General features: G+C 57.0%; 20 protein-coding genes. 4 read left to right on the plus strand and 16 right to left on the minus strand.

Annotated elements, in window-relative coordinates; all coding sequences use genetic code 11:
- Positions 1-532: 532 nt before the first annotated feature.
- The 7 genes from E5161_RS03225 to E5161_RS03255 all read right to left on the minus strand — a co-directional run bounded on the left by E5161_RS03225 (position 533) and on the right by E5161_RS03255 (position 8,912).
- Positions 533-3,772 (minus strand): DEAD/DEAH box helicase, encoded by a 3,240-nt coding sequence (locus E5161_RS03225; RefSeq protein WP_136776215.1) that lies wholly within the window; start codon positions 3,770-3,772, stop codon positions 533-535.
- 127 nt (positions 3,773-3,899) lie between these two features.
- Positions 3,900-4,724 carry a purine-nucleoside phosphorylase gene (locus E5161_RS03230; protein ID WP_136776216.1) on the minus strand — a complete coding sequence of 275 codons (825 nt, stop codon included), beginning with the start codon at positions 4,722-4,724 and terminating at the stop codon, positions 3,900-3,902.
- 22 nt (positions 4,725-4,746) lie between these two features.
- Positions 4,747-5,922: a phosphopentomutase gene (locus tag E5161_RS03235; RefSeq protein ID WP_136776217.1), complete on the minus strand. Its 1,176-nt coding sequence runs from the start codon at positions 5,920-5,922 to the stop codon at positions 4,747-4,749.
- A gap of 42 nt (positions 5,923-5,964) precedes the next feature.
- The gene (locus E5161_RS03240; RefSeq protein WP_136776218.1) at positions 5,965-6,861 is read right to left on the minus strand and encodes a site-specific tyrosine recombinase; all 897 of its coding nucleotides are present in this window, start codon (positions 6,859-6,861) and stop codon (positions 5,965-5,967) included.
- Between the two features lie 31 nt (positions 6,862-6,892).
- Entirely contained in the window at positions 6,893-7,126 is a 234-nt protein-coding gene (locus E5161_RS03245) for a DUF4227 family protein (protein WP_136776219.1), read from the minus strand.
- Between the two features lie 64 nt (positions 7,127-7,190).
- Positions 7,191-8,306, minus strand: coding sequence for an alanine dehydrogenase (ald, locus tag E5161_RS03250; RefSeq protein ID WP_136776220.1), 1,116 nt, complete (start codon positions 8,304-8,306; stop codon positions 7,191-7,193).
- Between the two features lie 123 nt (positions 8,307-8,429).
- The gene (locus E5161_RS03255) at positions 8,430-8,912 is read right to left on the minus strand and encodes a glutathione peroxidase (RefSeq protein WP_136776420.1); all 483 of its coding nucleotides are present in this window, start codon (positions 8,910-8,912) and stop codon (positions 8,430-8,432) included.
- A gap of 83 nt (positions 8,913-8,995) precedes the next feature.
- On the opposite strand from E5161_RS03255, the gene E5161_RS03260 reads away from it, so the two are divergent.
- Complete coding sequence (locus tag E5161_RS03260; RefSeq protein ID WP_136776221.1) at positions 8,996-9,475, plus strand: glutathione peroxidase; 480 nt, start codon at positions 8,996-8,998, stop codon at positions 9,473-9,475.
- 41 nt (positions 9,476-9,516) lie between these two features.
- Here the strand turns inward: E5161_RS03260 and fur are convergent, their stop codons facing one another.
- The 4 genes from fur to E5161_RS03280 all read right to left on the minus strand — a co-directional run bounded on the left by fur (position 9,517) and on the right by E5161_RS03280 (position 12,544).
- Positions 9,517-9,987, minus strand: a complete 471-nt coding sequence (gene fur, locus E5161_RS03265) for a ferric iron uptake transcriptional regulator (RefSeq protein ID WP_136776222.1) — start codon at positions 9,985-9,987, stop codon at positions 9,517-9,519.
- 75 nt (positions 9,988-10,062) lie between these two features.
- A complete protein-coding gene (gene spoIIM, locus E5161_RS03270) occupies positions 10,063-10,722 on the minus strand; it encodes a stage II sporulation protein M (protein ID WP_136776223.1) in 660 nt (219 codons plus the stop codon).
- A gap of 62 nt (positions 10,723-10,784) precedes the next feature.
- Positions 10,785-11,975, minus strand: coding sequence for an endonuclease Q family protein (locus tag E5161_RS03275; RefSeq protein WP_136776224.1), 1,191 nt, complete (start codon positions 11,973-11,975; stop codon positions 10,785-10,787).
- Positions 11,972-12,544: an NUDIX domain-containing protein gene (locus E5161_RS03280; RefSeq protein WP_246042075.1), complete on the minus strand. Its 573-nt coding sequence runs from the start codon at positions 12,542-12,544 to the stop codon at positions 11,972-11,974. The genes E5161_RS03275 and E5161_RS03280 overlap by 4 nt, the downstream gene beginning before the upstream one ends.
- Before the next feature lie 156 nt (positions 12,545-12,700).
- Between E5161_RS03280 and mciZ the strand changes: the two genes are divergently transcribed.
- Positions 12,701-12,850, plus strand: a complete 150-nt coding sequence (gene mciZ, locus E5161_RS03285; protein ID WP_136776226.1) for a Z-ring formation inhibitor MciZ — start codon at positions 12,701-12,703, stop codon at positions 12,848-12,850.
- Between the two features lie 289 nt (positions 12,851-13,139).
- On the plus strand, positions 13,140-14,663 hold the full coding sequence (locus E5161_RS03290; RefSeq protein ID WP_136776227.1) for a DHA2 family efflux MFS transporter permease subunit: 1,524 nt from the start codon (positions 13,140-13,142) through the stop codon (positions 14,661-14,663).
- 59 nt (positions 14,664-14,722) lie between these two features.
- Here the strand turns inward: E5161_RS03290 and E5161_RS03295 are convergent, their stop codons facing one another.
- Complete coding sequence (locus E5161_RS03295; RefSeq protein ID WP_136776228.1) at positions 14,723-15,859, minus strand: M20/M25/M40 family metallo-hydrolase; 1,137 nt, start codon at positions 15,857-15,859, stop codon at positions 14,723-14,725.
- 73 nt (positions 15,860-15,932) lie between these two features.
- Here E5161_RS03295 and prli42 point away from each other — a divergent pair, with 73 nt between their 5' ends.
- Entirely contained in the window at positions 15,933-16,028 is a 96-nt protein-coding gene (gene prli42 / locus E5161_RS20665; protein WP_169306564.1) for a stressosome-associated protein Prli42, read from the plus strand.
- Here the strand turns inward: prli42 and lipB are convergent.
- The 4 genes from lipB to E5161_RS03315 form a co-directional block, all read right to left on the minus strand.
- On the minus strand, positions 16,000-16,695 hold the full coding sequence (gene lipB / locus E5161_RS03300) for a lipoyl(octanoyl) transferase LipB (RefSeq protein WP_136776229.1): 696 nt from the start codon (positions 16,693-16,695) through the stop codon (positions 16,000-16,002). The two genes, prli42 and lipB, sit on opposite strands and share 29 nt — an antisense overlap.
- 155 nt (positions 16,696-16,850) lie before the next feature.
- A complete protein-coding gene (locus E5161_RS03305) occupies positions 16,851-18,173 on the minus strand; it encodes a dihydrolipoamide acetyltransferase family protein (protein ID WP_136776230.1) in 1,323 nt (440 codons plus the stop codon).
- Between the two features lie 35 nt (positions 18,174-18,208).
- The gene (locus E5161_RS03310) at positions 18,209-19,195 is read right to left on the minus strand and encodes an alpha-ketoacid dehydrogenase subunit beta (protein ID WP_136776231.1); all 987 of its coding nucleotides are present in this window, start codon (positions 19,193-19,195) and stop codon (positions 18,209-18,211) included.
- Between the two features lie 2 nt (positions 19,196-19,197).
- Positions 19,198-20,226: a thiamine pyrophosphate-dependent dehydrogenase E1 component subunit alpha gene (locus tag E5161_RS03315; RefSeq protein ID WP_136776232.1), complete on the minus strand. Its 1,029-nt coding sequence runs from the start codon at positions 20,224-20,226 to the stop codon at positions 19,198-19,200.
- Between the last annotated feature and the right edge of the window lie 83 nt (positions 20,227-20,309).

Genomic DNA, 20,309 nt, shown 5'->3' on the forward strand with positions numbered 1-20,309 from the left:
ACGCCTGGTACTGCTAAAATGTCAACAAAATTATACTTTTAAAAATCGAAAGAAAAAGACATCGATAAAGGACGCTGTAACGCTCGAAAAGTATCGTTAGAGTACCAAAGTTACGGAGGAAGCGGGCTGCAACACTCGGAAGTATCGTTAGAGCACCTGGGTTGCGGAGGAAGCGGGCTGCAACACTCGGAAGTATCGTTAGAGCATCCGGGTTGCGGAGGAAGCGGGCTGCAACACTCGGAAGTATCGTTAGAGCATCCGGGTTGCGGAGGAAGCGGGCTGCAACACTCGGAAGTATCGTTAGAGCACCTGGGTTACGGAGGATGCGGGCTGTAACGCTCGAAAGTATCGTTAGAGCACCCGAGTTACGGAGGATGCGGGCTGTAACGCTCGAAAGTATCGTTAGAGCTCCCGAGTTACGGAGGATGCGGGCTGTAACGCTCGAAAGTATCGTTAGAGCACCTGAGTGGAATCCAAAGTGAAATTGACCGCAAAAAAATCGGCCCGGGAGCAGGGTCCCAGGCCGTTCGATTCAAATCATGAGGAGCTCGCGGATGTCTTCTTCGCCGAGAGAGGTGAAAGCCTCTTCGCCCGGCTGGACGATGGCGTCGATCAAATCGCGCTTGCGCTGCTGCAGCGCGTACATCTTCTCTTCTATCGTTCCTTGCGTGACGAGCCGGATCACTTGGACCACTTTTTTCTGGCCGATGCGGTGCGCACGGTCCGCAGCCTGCTGCTCCACGGCCGGATTCCACCACAAGTCGTACAGCAGCACGGTGTCCGCGCCGGTCAAGTTCAAGCCCGTTCCTCCGGCCTTCAGAGAGATCAGGAACAGCTCGCCCTCCCCATCGTTAAACCGCCGGCACAGCTCCACACGCTCGCGTCCCGGCGTACTGCCGTCTAAATAAAAATACGTGACGCCCAGCTTCTCCAGCTCGCTGCGGATAATACCCAGCATCTCTGTAAACTGTGAGAACACCAGCATACGCTTGCCCGAGCCGCGGCATTCTTCCACGATTTCCAGCAGCTGCTCCAATTTTCCCGAATCCCCGTCGTATCCTTCCACGAACACGCCGGGGTGGCAGCATAGCTGTCGCAACCGCGTCATGCCCGCCAAAATATGCATCCGGCTCTTTTGGAATCCTTCTTCCCGGATTCTGCGCGATGCGTCCTCCTGCAGCTTCGTCAGGTAAGCGACATACAGCTTCTTCTGCTCCGGCAGCAGCTCGGACGTGTGCACGGTTTCGATTTTGTCCGGCAGCTCTTTCAGCACATCGGACTTCAACCTGCGCAGCAAGAACGGGCGCACTCTCTTGGCCACCTGCTCCTGAGGTAAATCCATAAACCGCTTCCGGCTCCAAAACAACTCCGGGAACACGGCGTCAAAAATGGACCAAAGCTCTTCGAGCCGGTTTTCGACCGGAGTTCCCGTCAGTGCGAACCGGTGCTGGGCACGGATGTCCTTCACCGTTTGCGCAGTTTGGGTCGCATGATTTTTGATCGCCTGTGCCTCATCCAAAATCAGCACGGAGAAGCGCAGGTCGGCGTAGTCCGCGGAGTCGCGCCGCAGCAACGGATACGAGGTGATGAGCACGTCGACTTCCGACAAGTCATCCAAAATCCCGCCGCGTGTCGGTTTGTCCCCTTCCATGACGACCGCCCGAATGTCGGGTGCGAACTTCTTCAACTCGTTCCACCAGTTGTACGTAAGAGAAGCCGGACAGACAATCAGCGCAGGCGTTTTCTGTTCCCGGATCTGAGGCAGTTCCGAGAGGAGGAAGGCGATGCTCTGCAGTGTTTTGCCGAGTCCCATGTCGTCTGCAAGTATGCCCCCGAAATGATAGTGAGCCAACGTTTTCATCCACTGGAATCCGAACTTCTGATAATCCCGCAAAATCGGCGCCACGGCTTCCGGTATCGGAAAATCGAGGCTGTCCGGATTCCTCATATTGTCCAGCATCTCACGGAAACGCTGCCCGAGCTTTACCCCCGCCACCTTGTCTTCCGGATCGAGGAAACGAAGCCCCCTCGCCACCGACAAATGAAGCTTCGTGTGCTGCAGGTCGTTTTTGCGCAAGTCCATCTCTTCCAGCATCCGGCCGATCGACGCGTATCCCTCTTCTTCGAGGGACACGTACGCTCCGCTCGGCATCCGGTAGTACTTTCTCTTCTCCACCAAATGCCGCAGCAGCTCCCGGATTTCGTCGTCGTCGATCCCGTCTATGTCGAACCGGACCTCCAGCCAGTCGGTGCCGGGCTCCAAGTCAACCAGCACTTTCGGCGGACGCGGAGGCGCCGCCAGCATCATCTCGACGGACGGTGTGGCGTACACTTCCGTCCACTTATTTAATTGAGGCAGCGTCCGGAACAAAAAGTGGTAAATATCGTCTTCGTGATCGAGGTGCAGCGTTTTCCCGTTGTATTGGAACGGGATTTGCTCCATCAGCGTCATGACCCGGTTTTCTTTTTCACCGTCTCGCAGCAGGATGCGATCGCTTGGCAACGATTGGCCGCTGCGCGCGGCAAACGGATCGAGCGTAACGTTTCCGTACACATACTCCAGCCGGGCCTTCAGCCGCTCGCCCTCGCGGTCCAAATACAACTTCGCCTCCAACGGCGCCGTCACGATCCGGTTCTGCACATCTTCGTCGAACGTCACCGGGCCGAGATGCTTCAGTCCGGGGACGACACGCGCCAAAAACAATTCCAGGTGGGAAGGCGAGATCAGCACTTGGTGTTCGGAAGTACGAGTGAACAAGCTCTTCAGCTCGGCGATCTGCTTGCATGCGGCGGCATCCATTCGATAGATGCGGTTTCCTTCCAAAGCCGCTTCATACGGCTCCAATACCGTTACATGCTGCAATCCTTCCACCACGACGCGGTACACGTCCGCACTCGGTTGATTGAACCGGAACGAAAGCGGAACGCTTCCCTGCTCTTCATGAAGTCCGGTATACGTTTGGCCTCCGTGCACAAACCGGACGTTCCCCTTCAGCAGCAAAGGCAGCAGCCTTTCCCAAGCGTATGGAGGTACGAACAGCATCCGCTCGTTGTTGGAATAACCGGAGAAAGCGTACATCAGATGCGATTCCCGGTAAGCCGTTTCGTTCCGGGCGATGTCACCCAGTACCTCCATAATCGCGCGATCCGTCTCCGAGAACGTCTGGATCGTCGGATCGAACGTGAACAGCTTGGCGATATCGTAGGCGGTGCCGAGTTCATAGTGGGTCAGCAGCTGCTTGAGCTTTTGAATCGTGTACAGCCTTTTCGTCCCGAGCTTAAGCTCAATAGTCAGCGAGGGCTTCCGGGTATTCGTAATCGCCGTGCACGTATATTCGACTTGAAGCGGTTCCCGCTGTTCCAGCAAGTAATGCTGCTCGGAGTCATCAACGGCGGGAGCCTTGTCGAAAATGGAAATCATGCTGCGCGCCAAATAGACGTGTTCGTTCGTGATGACCGCCTCGGATTCCGGCTGAGCAGTGCCTCGCTGCAGTTCATGAATACGCAGCAGCACGGCGGCGATATGTTTGCAATATTCGCCGTTCGATTCGTAAAAAGCACATTCGCATACCGCGGACGCGACGCCGCCGTCCTGCAGCTCGATGTGCACCGGATAACGCCGAGTGCCGCTGACGACCGCGTCAAAAAGCCGGCCGTCCGGATCCCGCTCGAAGCGAATCACCCTTTTTTGCTTGAAATAATTTTGGCCCCGCTGAAAAATATCGTCACCGCACCAATTGCGGATATCTTCCAAGGTGATCGGATGGATCATAAACGCCCCGCTTTTCCGATGGCCATCCGGCCATTCAATATCCCTTCATTATAGCATATACGAACAAAAACAAAGGACAGCGGCCGGAACGGATTCCGGTACTGTCCTATGCAGCGGAAATAACGCGTTACATTTGCGGGAGTACGGCCAGCACCAGCGAAATAAAACGTTCCTTCACTTTTTCCGAAGTTTCCATCACTTCTTCGTGCGAGAGCGGCTGGTCGAGAATGCCCGCCGCCATGTTGCTGATGCACGAGATGCCCAGCACCTCCAAGCCGGAATGACGGGCCGCGATCACTTCCGCGACGGTGGACATCCCGACTGCATCGGCTCCCAGCGTGCGCAGCATGCGGATTTCCGCCGGCGTCTCGTAATTCGGTCCGAGCAGGCCGGCGTACACGCCTTCCTTCGTTTGGAAGCCGAGCTCGGACGCCGCTGTCCGGGTCACTTCCCGGAGCCGCTTGCTGTAGGCCTCGGACATATCGGGAAAACGGACGCCCAGCGCATTGTCGTTCGGACCCACGAGCGGGTTCCGGCCGGTCAGGTTCAGATGGTCGGAGATGACCATCAGGTCACCCGGCTCGTAATCGAGGTTCACCCCTCCGGCCGCGTTCGTGACGAGCAGCGTCTTCACGCCGAGCGCCTTCATGACGCGGATCGGCAGCGCGGTGCGCTCGGCTTCATAGCCTTCGTACATATGAAACCGTCCGCGCATCAAAGCGACCTGGCGCCCCTGCAGGCGTCCGAGCACGAGCTCGCCCGCATGGCCTTCCACCGTGGACACCGGAAAATGCGGAATATCGGCGTACGGGATGGTCACCGAATCGTCGAGATCGTCACCGAGCACGCCGAGACCGGATCCGAGAATAAGCCCGATCTCCGGGCGGATATTCGTGCGGGAGGCGATGTAGTCCGCCGTTTCTTCAATAATCGCTTTCGTAACGTGTGTCATCGCATGTTTTCCCCTTTGACTTTCATAGTAGTTTCGCAAGAAAGCTGTGGCCATGGGTCGAGATGGAGACACGGAAATTGTCCGCGATGGTCGCCGCCAAATCCGCATAGGTGCTCATGGTGCCCAAGTCGCCAGGCTGCCGGAAAGCGGGACTATACGCCAATACGGGCACATACTCCCTCGTATGATCGGTACCGGCATGCGTAGGATCGTTGCCGTGATCCGCGGTAATGACCAGCACATCACGCTCGCCGAGCGTGTCCAGCAGCGCCGGAACCGCACGGTCGAACTCCTCCAGCGCACGCGCGTAACCGTCAGGATCGCGCCGATGCCCGTACAGCGAATCGAAGTCGACAAGGTTCGTGAACAAAAGTCCGCGGAAAGGCGTTTTCAGCTGCTCCAGCGTCGTCTCGATCCCGTACGCGTTGCTCTTGGTCGGCAGCGCTTGCGTGACGCCTTCACCATCGAAAATATCGTTGATTTTGCCGACGGCAATGACATCGAATCCTTCCTCTTTCAGCGCATTGAGCACGGTAGGCTTCGGCGGTTTTAACGCATAGTCGTGCCGGTTCGGCGTTCGCTGAAAAGCACCCGGCTTCCCGACGTACGGTCTGGCGATCACCCGGCCGACCGACCATTCATCCTTCATCGTGAGACGGCGTGCGATCCGGCAAGCTTCGTACAGTTCGTCCAGCGGAATAATCTCTTCATGAGCCGCAAGCTGAAACACGCTGTCCGCGGACGTATAGACGATCCACGCGCCGGTGTTCATTTGCTCTTCGCCCAGCTCGTCCAATATTTCCGTGCCGGACGCAGGCTTGTTGCCGATCACCTTGCGGCCCGTCTCCCGTTCGAAAGCGGAAATCAACTCCGCGGGAAATCCGTCAGGGAACGTGCGGAACGGTGTCTCGATGCGAAGCCCCATGAGTTCCCAATGGCCGGTCATCGTGTCTTTGCCGGCGGAAACCTCAGTCATTTTGCCAAAATGGGCCGTCGGCTTAGACTCGGGCTGCCAATCGCCGATTGGGGCGATATTGGCAAGCCCCAGGCGCCGCATGTTCGGAAGAGACACGGACGGCACGGTCTCGGCAATGTGGCCGAGCGTATGCGCGCCTTTATCTCCATATTCTGCGGCGTCCGGCAATTCGCCGATGCCGACGCTGTCGAGCACAATGACGGCGACTCTTTCAAAGTTCATTTTCGGTTCCTCTTTTCTGCGGCAAAATCCACCCGGGGTCCATCAAGAACGAGCCCGCGGATGTGTGCGGTCATACACTTCCTTCACTTTCGAACGCACCGAAGGCTCATATTTCTGCGTCGTTTGCGGGCTCGCATGGCCGAGCATTTCCTGGACGGCCCGTACGTCCGCGCCGTTGTCCAACAAATGTACCGCAAAAGAATGCCTCAGACTGTGCGGTGTCAACTCGGAGGAAATCCCCGATTCGGATGCATATTTTTTAACGATTTTCCAAAATCCTTGCCGGGTCATCCGGGTTCCGAGGTGGTTCGGAAACAGGATGGAACCGGAACGCTCGTTTTTCGCCAAAACCGGTCTCGCCTGCTTTAAATACTCCCGAAGCCAGTGAACGGATGCTCCGCCTACCGGCACGATCCGTTCCCGGCCGCTTCCTGCCGAACATTGCAAAAATCCCATCTCCAAATGCACATCTGCAACATCCAGCGCCATCAGCTCGGATACCCGCAGACCCGTTCCATACAACAGTTCCAGCATCGCTTTGTCTCGAAGCCCTTGGGGCGTCGACGCCTCGGGAGCATCAAGAAGCTTTTCCACTTCCGCGAGCGTTAAAACCCGGGGAGCTTTGCGTTCCGGCTTGGGGATTTCCAGCTGCAGCGTCGGATCCCGGTCGATGTACCGCTCGATGATGCCGAACTTGCACAGCCCGCGGACCGACACGAGCCGCCGCGCCAACGTGGCCGCCGACTTGCCCTCCTGCCGTAGCCGGTTCAAATAGGCTTGTATGTGAAACGGCTGCAAGTCCTGCGGCGTCTTCAGTCCTTGGGCTTCCATGGCATCCGAAAAGTGGCGCAAATCACGCGAATAGCCGAGACGCGTATTCCCGCTGACCGAACGGTCTTCCGACAAATACCGCTCATAGGCTTGTACCCATTTTTCCATGATGTTGCCGCATCCCTCTTTTCGCACCTGATCACTCGCCATACCAAAAAAACAACCGGAGCCGGTCGCCCGGCGAAGCCGCCGGATCGCCGCCTTCACCGGAAAGAAACACTTTGGCGGCCCGGCCGTCCGGCACCTTGTAGGGATCTTCCGGCCGGAGCCAGTTGTGGAACCAGCCGAACAAGCTGTGGACCACAACGGCAAGCACCAAAAAAAGGAGCGTAAATTGAAGACGCCCCCACCCCTTATCGTACGTTTGTTTCATGCGATATTCCCCCGTCCGTTAAAGGCTTGTCGTTACACCGTATGTGGACGGGGGACGATTCATGTCACAGCAGTGATTCCAATGCGGTAAACGGCAGGTCGATCGCCTCGGCGACTTGCGGATGCGTGATCGCACCTTTATGTACATTGACCCCGAGCGCCAGCGCGGCATCTTTGGCGACTGCCGGGCCGAAACCTTTGGACGCGAGCTGCATCACATAGTCGATCGTCACATTGGTCAGCGCAAGCGTAGAAGTGCGAGGAACGCCTCCCGGCATGTTGGCCACCGCATAGTGGATGACGCCGTGTTTCTCATATACCGGATTTTCGTGCGTCGTCGCATGGTCCACCGTCTCGATCGAACCGCCTTGGTCGACCGCCACGTCCACGATCACGGCGCCTTTTTTCATGGTCTTCACCATTTCTTCGGTCACGAGCCGCGGAGCGCGCGCGCCGGGCACGAGTACGGCTCCGATGAGCAGATCCGCTTTCCGGACGGCGCTGGCAATGTTATGCGGATTGCTGGTCAGCGTCCGCAGACGGCCTTGGAACACGTCGTCCAAATACCGCATGCGTTCCGCGCTTTTCTCCAGCACCACCACATCCGCTCCAAGACCGAGCGCCATTTTCGCGGCGTTGGTGCCGACGATGCCCCCGCCGATAATGATGACTTCCGCCGGCGGTACGCCGGGTACGCCGCCAAGCAATACGCCGCGTCCTCCGAAGAAAGACTCGAGGTACTTGGCTCCCTCCTGAACGGACATGCGTCCCGCCACTTCGCTCATCGGCGTGAGCAGCGGCAGCGTGCGGTTCGGCAGCTGGATCGTCTCATAGGCGATCGCCGTCACACCGGCGTCTGCGAGCGCTTTGGCCAATTGGGGTGCCGCGGCCAGGTGCAAGTAGGTAAACAAAATTTGGCCGGAGCGGAAAAATCCGAATTCTTCCGGAATCGGCTCCTTCACTTTCACGATCATCTCGGCACGCCGCCATACTTCCTCGGCTTGTCCGACCACAACAGCACCCGCCGCCGTATATTCTTCGTCCGTAAACCCGCTTCCCGCCCCGGCTCCTGTCTGCACGATCACCTCATGCCCTTGCTGGCGAAGCATGCCGGCGCCGGCCGGCGTCATGGCGACGCGATTTTCCTGTTTTTTGACTTCCTTCGGAATGCCTACGATCACGACGTAACTTCCCCCTCTATTTGTTCCATACCTTGCCATTGTATATTGCGCGTCGACGAATGGGAAGATGTGGCATGGAATATTATGGCAAGTTTCCGCGTTGCAGGAATAAAGTCTCCCGCATTATAGCAGACGCCGGATTTCGGACTCCATTTCCATCGGCTGCACACCGGGCTCGAACCGTTTCACGACACGGCCTTCCCGGTCGACCACAAATTTGGTGAAGTTCCACTGAATGCCGTTATCCTCGGAACCCTCCAAGGGAGCTTGCTGCTTCAAATACCGGTACAGCGGATGAGCCTCCGGTCCGTTCACGTCAATCTTCTCGAACATCGGGAACGTGACGCCGTAATTGACCTGGCAAAACTCCGCCACTTCCTCGTTGCTGCCCGGCTCTTGCCCGCCGAATTGATTGCAGGGGAAGCCCAGTATTTCCAGTCCCTGAGCATGATATTGCTCGTACAGCTTTTGCAAGTCCGCGTACTGCGGCGTTAAACCGCATTGGCTCGCCGTGTTGACGATGACCAGCACCTTGCCCCGATAAGCGGACAAGTCCGTTTCTTTCCCGCTCAGCGTGCGGGTTTTGAATTCGTAGATCGAAGTCATCACAAGTGATCCTCCTTGTAATTCCGTTGGTACTCGTGTTATACCTCAATTATACCAATATTTGCCGAGCGGAGGAATGTCGCGTGTCTCTCTATGACTTCGAGGTGACGACCATTCGGGGAGAAACGAAACGGATGGCCGAATATGAAGGAAAAGTGATGCTCATCGTCAACACCGCAAGCAAGTGCGGGTTCACCCCCCAGTACAAAGGTTTGCAGCAGCTCCATGAAAAGTATGCCGATCAAGGCTTACAAGTACTCGGCTTTCCGAGCAATCAGTTTGCAGGGCAAGAGCCCGACGACGAAGGGACGATTGAGCGGAATTGCTTGCTCCATCACGGCGTGACCTTCCCGCTGCACGCCAAAACGGAGGTCAAAGGGCCGAACGCTCACCCGCTGTTCCGTCACCTGACCTCGGAAGCGCGCGGCTTTCTCGGCACCAAAGTCATTAAGTGGAATTTTACCAAGTTTCTCGTCGACCGCCGCGGGCGCGTCGTAAAGCGCTTTGCCCCGAACGTGGCGCCGGAAAAAATCGAACCGTATATTCGCAAATACCTGAAATAAAAAAGCGACCCGAAGGCCGCTCGATGTGCGTTTAGGCTTATTCAGCTTTCGGAACCGGGCTCCGGAGATTTCCCGGCGTTTTTGCATTTGGCGCAAATGCCTTGGAAATCGAGACGGTGATCCAGCACCGTGAAGCCGTATTCCTTCTCCAACCGTTCTTCCAGCGGGAGAAGCCAGTCTTCCATAATCTCCGACATCGATCCGCATTGTACGCAGATCAAGTGATGGTGATGATGCTTGTTGCTGTCCGCCCGCAAGTCGTACCGGGCCACGCCGTCACCGAAGTTCATTTTCTCGACGACATGCATTTCGCTTAAAAGCTCCAGCGTCCGATACACGGTAGCCAGCCCGATTTCGGGCGATTTTTCTTTGACGAGCATGAACACGTCTTCCGCGCTCAGATGGTCTTCCTCGTTCTCAAGCAGGACGCGGACCGTCGCTTCCCGTTGGGGGGTGAGTTTGTAGCCCTGGGATTGCAGCTGCTGCTTAACTTTTTCAATGCGGGCTTCCATTCGTTTCCCCCTCCGGTCGTGTGTACACTTGGTTCCATTATAGGGGGAGGCGATTCCGGAAGTCAAACGTTCCTGCTAGAGTCGGACGGCCGCGCTAGAGTGACTCGCCGGCGTCGTATGCGGCGTGACGCGCTCCAGAAGAAGCGGTGAAACATAGGCTTCATATATAGAGGCGAGCCCGACCATGATCAGCATCAGAGCCGCCACCGCGGTATGCGCGAGGAACGGCGGCATCATCCGCCCTTTGCGGCGAAACAACCTTTCTCTCACAATAAAATAGGCAAAGCGTGCGGCCGACGCGCTGGCAATCATGAGCGCGGGAACTGCCAAGGCGTTCGGGGGAGCCACCGTAGCAAGGAAGAATAACAGTCCTTTCCAGGCGAACTCGTGAACGAGCAGACCGGCCGTAAAACCGACCAGCACCCCTTTTAAAAAATCCAGCACCAGCACAAGCGGAACTCCGATCACCGACATGCCCAGCAGCCAGATGAGCAGAATCCATTTTGCATAAAAAACAAACCCGTCCCAAAAAACCGCTGCCGGATGCAGCCCCGTACCGCCTCCGACATTTTGCATATATAACCCGAGCGTCTCCGCCAAATCCTGCTGCTGTTCGAAGGTAAGCGCCCGAACGAGCAATCCTCCGAATACGGCCCCCACAACGAACAGCACGCCGATAAACAAATACAAATTCACGTTGTCCCGAGCCGACAAATTCCAAAATCGAAAGCGCACGGAACCCTCCCCCTCGTCCGACGGCACGTCTTGTGCCTATCTGTATGCCGGACAAGGGGATTTTAGAATGGCTCCAAGGTGCCGTAGGCGCCTCCGCTTCCCGCCCGGAAGGAGAGCTTCCCTTCTCTGGCCGCGATAATGGCGGCGGCGATCCGTTCGCCGGCAACAGCGGCGATCTGCTCTCGCGGTATGCGGTGCAGGATGTCCATTTCCGTCCCCGCCTCGGTCAGGAGACGTTCGAGCATTTTTTTGCCGACACCGGGAAAAAAGGTGAGCGGCACTTGCTGACGGTACGGAGCGCGGCCTGCAGGATGCAGCGGCTCTTCGCGGTCCGCGAGCTGGTCGATCCGTCCGGCAACGCCGCGGATAAGCTTGCGGCTCCCGCAGGAAGGACAAGCTTCCGCCGTCTCCTCCCGGGTACGGCTGTTGACCGCTTTCTTGCAGGCGGAGCAGAAAGTGGAGTGGTATTTGCCGAGTTGGGGATGCAAGCCGTAATTGGCCGTCACCTCCCGGCCCTCTTGTTTACTGAGCGCTTTGGCGAATTCGGCGAACGACGGCTGTAACAGCCGCAGTTCGTTGCACTCCCGGCCGATCATGCCGGTGGAATGGGCGTCCGAGTTGGTGAGGAACGGGTAAACGGACAGTTCCGATATCCGGTCCGCCATGTCGGTGTCGGCGCTGAGTCCCAGCTCCACCGCTGAGATGCCATCCGGTTCCAGCCGGTCCGACAGCCTGTCGGCCGAGCAGCCCAGCAGGCCTCTGTGCGGCGTGAACACATGCGCCGGGACGAGCAATCCTCCTCGTGCCAGCAGCTCCGCTTGCAGCTCGCGCGCGGTTACGCGGATGCGCTGGGAGCTGAGCAGCACATTTTTCATCCGCGGCTTCATCCACTCCGTCCACTGCTTCATCGCGCGCAAATCGGGCAAATAACCCAGCAGATGAAACGGACCGCCGCCCGGCTCCCGCACTTCCATCTCGGCGCCCAGCAAAATCACGGTGTTTCCGTAACGGATCCCGCCGCCCTCGGCCTCTTCCATTTCACCCGAGTCCAGACAGCGTTCGATGTCGGCCTGAACCGCCGGAGAATGACAGTCGATCACGCCGATCAGCCCAATGCCTTTGCGTTCCGAGGCTTCCTTGGCGATCGAGCGGAACGTCAAATCTTTGCTCGCGCTGATTTTCACCGGCTGGCCGCTGTCGGAACGGCCGATATGCACATGCAGGTCTGCGAAGAATGGCTGAAGACCGCTCATGCTGGAAGCGATCCCGTATTTTGCTTAAGCTGCCAGGCGTAAACGGCCAACAGCGTTTTGGCGTCGCAGATCCGGCCCTCGCGGATATATTGCCAAGCCTCATCGAGCGTAATCGCTTCACAGGTGAGGAACTCATCCTCGTCGAGACTGACTTCGCTTTTCGTTAACTCATCCGTATAGTACAGATGAATGATCTCCTCCGCGAAGCCCGGAGAAGTGGAGAAGGACTGAAGCAGCTTCAGCTTGTTCGTCCGGTAGCCCGTCTCCTCTTCCAATTCGCGCCCGGCCGCTGCCATCGGATCTTCGCCGGGTTCGAGCTTGCCGGCCGGAATTTCGACCTGCACCTTCTCCAGCGCTTTGCGGAACTGTTCGACGACCAGCATTTTGCCGTCGAGCAGCGCCAGCACCGCCACCGCGCCGGGATGCCTTACAATCTCACGGGTGGCCGTGCCGCCGTTCGGCAGCCGGACCGTATCGACCTGCAAAGAGATGATGCGCCCTTGAAATATCGGTTTCGTCTCCAGCGTTTCTTCGTAAAAAGGATGTTTCGTCGGTTTTTTTTCTGTCACGGCGCATTCTCCTCCTTCTTCTAACCCCGATAACCGGCGGTATGGAAAAGCGTTCAGCTTCATACCTTCAAAATAAAGGCTTGTCCGTGCGAAAGCAAGCGCCGGTGATCATCGGCTCACGGTACCGGCTGCGTCGGATGCTGAGGAGGAACTGTGATGCTGAAACGTTACGAAGCGCGCGATCATATTCGTTGGGTCGGCAAAGCTTGGGAAATCCGCCGCGCATTGCGTCAGGAAATGAAACGCAGAGGCGCTAACGCCCGTGTAACGGATATCGCGGCTGCGCGTGCCAAGCAAGGGAAATGACACAGTTCTTCATCTCGACCGCCGCCACGCAATCAGACACCAAGAAACCTCTCAACAGGTCCTTCCCCGCACCGGGGAAGGAATTTTTTAGGTAAATTTTACCTTGGAAATGTATTGACTCGATATCTACCGAATCGATATAATCTCAAAGTCACTCGGTATTATTTTCCAATCCGGGCCCGCTTGGGCATCGAGCGATACCGCATCAAGATCAAAGTATTAGAAGAAGGGCTGGGCAAGCACGACGCGCTCGGCACCTAACAAAGAGAGAGTGGAGGAGAAGTAACCAATGGCCAAACAGTCCAAAGGACTGATCATTTTATCGATGGCGCTCGGCCTGTTAATGTCCTCATTGGACAATACGATCGTATCGGCATGTATCAATAAAGTGGTGAACGACATCGGCGGGATCGACAAGAACACGTGGGTGTTTACTTCCTACATGCTCGCGGCGACCAGCACCATGCTTATTTTCGGCAAGCTTTCAGACATGTTCGGGCGCAAAAAATTTTATTTGATCGGGATCGGACTGTTCTTGATCGGATCCGCGCTTTGCGGAACCGCGACTGACATCTACCAGCTCATTTGTTACCGGGTCATTCAAGGCATCGGTTCCGGTTCGATTTTCCCGATTTCTTTTTCGATTATTTACACGCTGTTTAACAACCAAAAAGACGCGGCCAAAATGTCCGGGGTATTCGGAGCCGTATTCGGCTTGTCCTCCGTGGCAGGGCCCCAGCTCGGCACCTGGATCGCGGATACGCTGGGCTGGCGCTGGTGCTTTTACGTGAATTTGCCGATCGGCATCTTGTCCTTCCTCGTGCTGCTCTTCTCTTTGCGTGAGTCGAAGGCAGAAAATAAACCGAAAATCGACTTTCTCGGTGCCTTCCTCCTAGTGGTGTCCACGGTATCGGTCATGCTCGCTTTGGAGCTGGGCGGCAAAGATTATGCTTGGGCTTCCTGGCCAATCATCGGCTTGTTCGCGCTCGCGGCGGTCGCAACCGCTCTGTTTATTATGGTGGAACGCAAAGCGGAGGAACCGATGCTGCCTTTGAGCATCTTCAAAAGCCGGATGGTGTCGGGAACGAGCTTCGTTGTGTTCTGCCAAGGCGCGATCATGTTTTCTGCGGTTGCTTACATGCCGTATTACGCCACCTTCGTGCTGGGCAAATCCAACTCGAACGCTCTCCTGACCCCGATGATGGCCTCCGTCATTGTTGGCGCCATCTCGTTCGGATTTCTGCAGGCGTTCTTCAAATTCCGCACGATCATGGTCGCAAACATGTCGATCGGTGTGGCCGTATCGGCGCTATTCATGAACATGTCGAACACCGATCCGTTTTGGCAGATCATCACCCTTGTCGTCGTGCTAGGCCTCGGGGTCGTTGGCCCGCTGATGAGCGTTGCGCAAAACTCCATCGCCGGCAGCGTGGAGCAGCGGTATATCGGCGTGTCCTCCTCAGTCGTAGGCTTCTGGCGCAGCATCGGCGGCGTCTTGGGTGCCTCGATTATGGCCGTGATCGTGAATCGCGACATGACCTCTGCCGCCGCTCAAGCGATTTCCAGGTTTCAAATTCCGCCCGACCAGGTTGCCGCAGCCACCAATCCGGATCAAGTGTTCCGCGCCGCGAATCAATTCAGCCCGGACCTTGTTCAGTATTACAGCACGGAGATGGGGCATGCCATCAGCCACGGTTTTATCGTATCCTTGTGCTTCATGGCTGCGGGCGCCGTCATCGCCCTGCTGGTCAGGCCGGCCAAATTGGACACAAAGAAAAAAGGGGAAGAAGCCTCCGTACAGCACGTGGCTTGATGCAAAAACGGAGTGCCGACTGTTACCAGTCTGCACTCCGTTTTTTTATTCTTTAAGGGTTATGCTCCCCGCTTTACCGTCTCCGCCACAATAGCGAGCACGAGCTCGGTCACTTTGACGATGTCGTCGGCTTTAATCCGCTCGTTGGTCGTGTGAATGTCCTCGTAACCTACAGCAAGGTTGACGGTCGGCACGCCGTTGCCGTTGAACATATTGGCGTCGCTGCCGCCGCCCGATTCGAACTGGCGAGGCTCGCATCCGATCTCACGAATCGCCGCCTTGGCAATCTCAACGACCTCATCACCGTCTCCGAAACGATAAGCCGGATAAATCACTTCATGCCGGAAATCCACTTTGGCCCCGTGTTCTTTGGCCGCGCTGTCCACCGCTTCGCGCATGGAGTCGACCACACGTTCCATTTTAGAATCGTCACGGCTGCGGGCTTCCGCGTATATCGTCACTTTATCAACGACAATGTTCACTTCCCCGCCGCCCTCGAACCTGCCGATGTTGGCGGTCGTCTCATGGTCGATGCGCCCGAGCTTCATACGGGACACCGCTTTGGACGCCACTTGGATGGCACTGATGCCGTCTTCCGGATTGACGCCGGCGTGTGCCGCTTTTCCCTGGATGGTGATATACTGACGGGAGTTCGTCGGAGCCGCCACGGCAATAGCCCCAATCTCCCCGTTGGAGTCAAGCGCATAGCCGTATTTCGCGCGGAGCAGCGAGCCGTCCATCGCGCGGGACCCGATCAACCCCGACTCTTCGCCCGCCGTAATGACGACTTGAATGGAGCCGTGAGGAAGATTTTTCTCCTTCAGCACACGGATCGCTTCGAAAATCGCGGCGAGTCCGGCCTTGTCGTCGCTGCCGAGAATCGTCGTCCCGTCGCTGCGGATATATCCGTCGTCATCGAGCCGCGGCTTGATGCTTTTGCCCGGTGCGACAGTATCCATATGTGAGGTGAACAACAACCCCGGCGCATTCTCCGAGCCGGACGATGCCGGTAACCAAGCAAACAAGTTGCCGGAGCCGTGGCCCGTTTTGGCGGCCGTATCGTCCTCGGTGACTTCCAGTCCCAGTTGTCCGAACTTGTCCTTCAGCACCTTGCTGATCTCTTGCTCGTGCTTCGTTTCGCTGTCGATTTTGACCAATTCCATAAACTCCGACAATAGCCGTTCGCGTTGTACCATAGCGCTTTCCTCCCGACGATATCTTCGTTACAATAATGGTATACAAGCTTACTGCAGAAAGGAAGACCTTTCCTTGAATACCCGCTGGTTCAAAATCATTGTCATCGTCACGCTTTTAGCCATGCTGCTCTCCACGCTTCTCATGAGTGTGGGCTCGCTGTTTCAGTAACAACCGGCTCGTAACCGAAAACGCGGCTGAAATGCGACACGATCAGCCGTCCGATTTCTTCCGTGCCGTACGATTGCCCAGTGAGCGCCTCGAGCGAGGTTACACCGTATTCCGAAATTCCGCAGGGTACAATTCCCTGGAAACCTTCCCGCTCTACGCCGCGTTTCACATTGAACGCAAAGCCGTGACTGGTCACGAAACCGCGTCTCGTGCGGGCTTTGTTGAATTTGACGCCGATCGCGGCAATTTTCTCGTCCCCGACCCATACGCCGGTGTATTGCGGTTTTCGACCGGCCTGCAGCCCGAAATCCGCCAGCAATCCGATGATTGATTCCTCAAGATCCCGCAAATAACGGTGCAAATCAAGCCCGACCGCATCCAGGTAAAGCAGCGGATAGCCGACCAACTGTCCGGGACCATGGTACGTAATATCTCCGCCGCGGTCGATTTCAAAAACTTCGATTCCTCTGCGCTTCAATTCGTCCGTGCCGAACAGCAAATGTTCGGGATGACGATCGGAACCGATCGTGTAGGTCGGCGGATGCTCGAGCAGCAGCAGTGTGTCCTCGCGCTCCTCGCGGTCAATTTCCCCCACCAGCCGTTTTTGCAAATCCCAAGCCTCTTGGTATCCGATTCGAGACAGCCACTCCGTATGTAAAGGTTTCATCCCGCCCCTCCTCGCATGCTGCTTTCCCGTCTATTGTAGAGTTAAAAAGCGCTGTCCGCAAACAGCGCTCTTCATTACACAGAGATTGTCAGGGGTCCCCAAAAAGTAATCGGACTACGCTTCGAAGATAAACGTCACTTTTTGGGGGTGAGTAGTTAGTAAAGTTTCGTGTCGGGACCGAAGCCTTCGAGAATTTCCTTGACCTTCTGGTGGAAACGACCGCAAATGATCCCGTCCAGGATCCGGTGGTCGAAGGACAAGCACAGGTTGACCATCGAGCGGATGCCGAGCATATCGCCGATGACGACGGGGCGTTTCACGATCGCTTCGAACGTCAGAATCGCGGCCTGCGGATAGTTGATGATCGGATACGAAAGCACGGATCCGAACGTCCCCGTATTGTTCACGGTGAACGTGCCGCCCTGCATGTCCGACAGCTTCAGCTTGCCTTCTCTCGTCTTGCGGGCCAGCTCGTGGATCTCGTGCGCGAGGCCCGTGATCGTTTTCTGGTCCGCGTTCCGGATGACCGGCGTCAGCACGGAGTCCTCCGTACCGACCGCCAGCGACAAGTTGATATCACGTTTCACGATGATTTTGTCCACCGCCCACACCGAGTTCATGAGCGGATATTCCTTGATCGCGCCGACGACGGCTTTCAGCAGGAACGGCATGAACGTGAGGTTGATGCCTTCCTGTTTTTTGAAACCGTCTTTCAGCCGGTTGCGCAGCTCGACGAGGTTGGTTAAATCGACTTCAACCATCGTCCAGGCATGCGGAATCTCGTTGACGCTTTGGCGCATATTTTTCGCGATCGTATTGCGGATCGGCGTGACATCGATCGCATATTCGCGGCTGCCCGGCGCCGCTTGTCCTTCGTCGACCTCGACGATGGGAATCCGGGGCGGCTCCGGCATCCTGGCCATTGCCTCAACAGGAGCGGCCGGCGCGGCAGCGGAAAATGCGTTGCCGCGGTTCCCCGCAGTTACGGCGTCCAGCACGTCTTTACGCGTAATGCGCCCGCCCATCCCGCTGCCCGCGATCCGGGACAAGTCCACGCCGTTGTCCGCAGCGAGCTTCTGTACGGCCGGCGAATAGCGGGCACGCATCGGCGCGTCCGGATCGAATGCTGCAGCCGGTGAAGCCTGTACGGCGGCCGGACGATTCACCGGCTCCGAAGCAGGCATGGGCTCGGCGGGAGCAGTCGGCATTTCGGCTGCCGGTGAAGCGGCGCCTTCCGTCTCCACGAGCGCGATTGGAGTGCCCACATCCACCAACTCGCCGGCGCCCGCCAAAATTTTCACCAATTTTCCGCGGGCGGTGGAAGGCAACTCGGCGTTTACTTTATCGGTTATCAGTTCACAAATTGGCTCGTACATGTCCACCATATCGCCGGGCTGCTTCAGCCAGCGGTCGATGGTCGCGTTCACGAGCGATTCGGCAAGCTGCGGCATGATGATTTCCACAATTTGTTTCGGCATCGATTCCAACCCTTCCCCAGCACGGTTTCGAGCGATTAGTAGCGGGCAAGCTCCAGCATCGCCGCTTTAAGCTTGTCCTTGTTGAGCAGAAAATGCTTCTCGCCCGGAGGGTTGATCGGCATAGCCGGCACATCGGGCGCACATAGACGGCGAATCGGAGCATCAAGGTCGTACAGCAGCTCTTCCGCGATGATCGCGGACACTTCCGCTCCGACACCGCCGGTTTTGTTATCTTCATGGACGATCAGCACTTTGCCGGTTTTCGCCGCGGCTTCCAAAATCCCTTCGCGGTCCAGCGGCTGCAGCGTGCGCAAGTCGAGGATGTGCGCTTCGACGCCTTCCTCGCGGGACAGCTCTTCCGCGGCCTGCATGGCAAAATGCAGCGGCATGCTGTAGCCGATTACCGTGATATCGCTGCCTTCGCGCATGACTTTGGATTTGCCGATCGGCACGACATAATCGTCCTCCGGCACCTCGTCCGTGATCAGGCGGTAGCATTTTTTATTTTCGAAAAAGATGACCGGATCCGGGTCGCGGATGGCCGCTTTCAGCAAGCCTTTCGCGTCGTAAGCCGTGGACGGGGCTACAATCTTGAGGCCAGGCGTTCCGAAAAATACCGATTCCGGACACTGCGAGTGATACAAGCCTCCGAAAATACCGCCGCCGATCGGCGCGCGGATCACCACTGGGCAATCCCAATCATTGTTCGAGCGGTACCGGATTTTCGCGGCTTCACTGATGATTTGGTTCGTTGCCGGAAACATGAAGTCGGAATACTGCATTTCCGCGATCGGCTTCATCCCGGCCATGGCCGCCCCGATGGCGACGCCGGCAATGGCCGATTCGGCCAGCGGGGTATCGAGCGCACGGTCCTCGCCGAACTGCTGCTGCAGCCCTTTGGTCGTGCCGAAAACGCCGCCTTTCAAGCCGATATCCTCACCCAGTACGAATACGGACGGATCCCGCTCCATCTCTTCCTTCATCGCCGTGCGAATGGCTTCAATATATTCGATTACGGGCATGATCAGCGACTCCCCCCGTCTTCTTCCGCGTATACGTAACGCCAAGATTCTTCTGCCGGCTGGAACGGCGCACGCTCCGCATACTCGGTCGCTTCGTCGATGATGGCGCGCTGACGCGCCTGCAGTTCCGCTTCCTTCTCATCCGACCAAAGACCGGCTTCGGTTAAATATTGACGGAAAGCCGGAATGGCGTCTTTCCGTTTGTGCTCCTCGACTTCTTCCTTCGTCCGATAAGCCAAATCATTGTCGGATGTGGAGTGCGGAGTGACCCGGTACGTCATGATTTCGATCAGGGTCGGTCCCTCTCCGGCTTCGGCACGCTCGCGCGCTTCTTTGACGACCCGGTACACCTCGAGCGGATCGTTGCCGTCCACCCGGAATCCCGGAAAACCGTATCCGATCGCCCGGTCGGCGATACGGCCGGCCGATTGTTTGGAGAACGGGATGGAAATGGCATACTGGTTGTTTTGACAAATGAAAATAACCGGAAGCTTATGCACGCCCGCAAAGTTGCATCCTTCGTGAAAGTCTCCCTGGTTGCTCGAGCCTTCGCCGAACGAGACGATCGACACCGACTTCTCTCCGCGCATTTTGGCGGCGAGCGCAAATCCCACCGCGTGAGGAACCTGCGTCGTCACCGGACTCGAACCGGTCACGATGCGCAATCTTTTCGAGCCGAAATGCCCCGGCATTTGGCGGCCCGCGCTATTCGGATCTTCGGCTTTCGCAAACAAGGAAAGCATGAGCTCCTTGACGGTCATGCCCACGGACAACACGACTCCATAGTCGCGGTAATAAGGAAGGAACCAATCCCGCTCGCGATCCATGGCGAACGTCATGGCCACCTGTGAAGGCTCCTGTGTAATTCCGGAAATGTGGAAGTTGATTTTGCCTGCTCTTTGCAGCAATTGCGACCGCTCATCGTAACGACGGGCCAGCATCATCATTTCGTACATCGCTACCGCTTGCTCGTCCGTGATGCCGAGCTGGGTGTGCCGCATCGTTTGCCGGACGGTGCCTGTCTGGTTCATGGCTCGTCCCTCCTGGCTTTCGGATAGTTTATAACCTGGTCTTAATACTTGAATCTAAAACCTATTATACTCCCCCGGCGCAC

Source organism: Cohnella pontilimi (assembly GCF_005049045.1).
Taxonomy (GTDB): domain Bacteria; phylum Bacillota; class Bacilli; order Paenibacillales; family Paenibacillaceae; genus Cohnella; species Cohnella pontilimi.

Excerpts from the sequence above, each read along its gene's own strand:
- E5161_RS03310 (WP_136776231.1), bottom strand. The coding sequence starts at position 19,195 with ATGCCCGTAATCGAATATATTGAAGCCATTCGCACGGCGATGAAGGAA.
- E5161_RS03290 (WP_136776227.1), top strand. The coding sequence starts at position 13,140 with ATGGCCAAACAGTCCAAAGGACTGATCATTTTATCGATGGCGCTCGGC.
- E5161_RS03315 (WP_136776232.1), bottom strand. The coding sequence starts at position 20,226 with ATGAACCAGACAGGCACCGTCCGGCAAACGATGCGGCACACCCAGCTC.
- E5161_RS03305 (WP_136776230.1), bottom strand. The coding sequence starts at position 18,173 with ATGCCGAAACAAATTGTGGAAATCATCATGCCGCAGCTTGCCGAATCG.
- E5161_RS03295 (WP_136776228.1), bottom strand. The coding sequence starts at position 15,859 with ATGGTACAACGCGAACGGCTATTGTCGGAGTTTATGGAATTGGTCAAA.
- E5161_RS03255 (WP_136776420.1), bottom strand. The coding sequence starts at position 8,912 with ATGACTTCGATCTACGAATTCAAAACCCGCACGCTGAGCGGGAAAGAA.
- E5161_RS03235 (WP_136776217.1), bottom strand. The coding sequence starts at position 5,922 with ATGAACTTTGAAAGAGTCGCCGTCATTGTGCTCGACAGCGTCGGCATC.
- mciZ (WP_136776226.1), top strand. The coding sequence starts at position 12,701 with ATGCTGAAACGTTACGAAGCGCGCGATCATATTCGTTGGGTCGGCAAA.
- E5161_RS03275 (WP_136776224.1), bottom strand. The coding sequence starts at position 11,975 with ATGAGCGGTCTTCAGCCATTCTTCGCAGACCTGCATGTGCATATCGGC.
- fur (WP_136776222.1), bottom strand. The coding sequence starts at position 9,987 with ATGGAAGCCCGCATTGAAAAAGTTAAGCAGCAGCTGCAATCCCAGGGC.
- E5161_RS03225 (WP_136776215.1), bottom strand. The coding sequence starts at position 3,772 with ATGATCCATCCGATCACCTTGGAAGATATCCGCAATTGGTGCGGTGAC.
- E5161_RS03245 (WP_136776219.1), bottom strand. The coding sequence starts at position 7,126 with ATGAAACAAACGTACGATAAGGGGTGGGGGCGTCTTCAATTTACGCTC.
- E5161_RS03230 (WP_136776216.1), bottom strand. The coding sequence starts at position 4,724 with ATGACACACGTTACGAAAGCGATTATTGAAGAAACGGCGGACTACATC.
- lipB (WP_136776229.1), bottom strand. The coding sequence starts at position 16,695 with ATGAAACCTTTACATACGGAGTGGCTGTCTCGAATCGGATACCAAGAG.
- E5161_RS03240 (WP_136776218.1), bottom strand. The coding sequence starts at position 6,861 with ATGGAAAAATGGGTACAAGCCTATGAGCGGTATTTGTCGGAAGACCGT.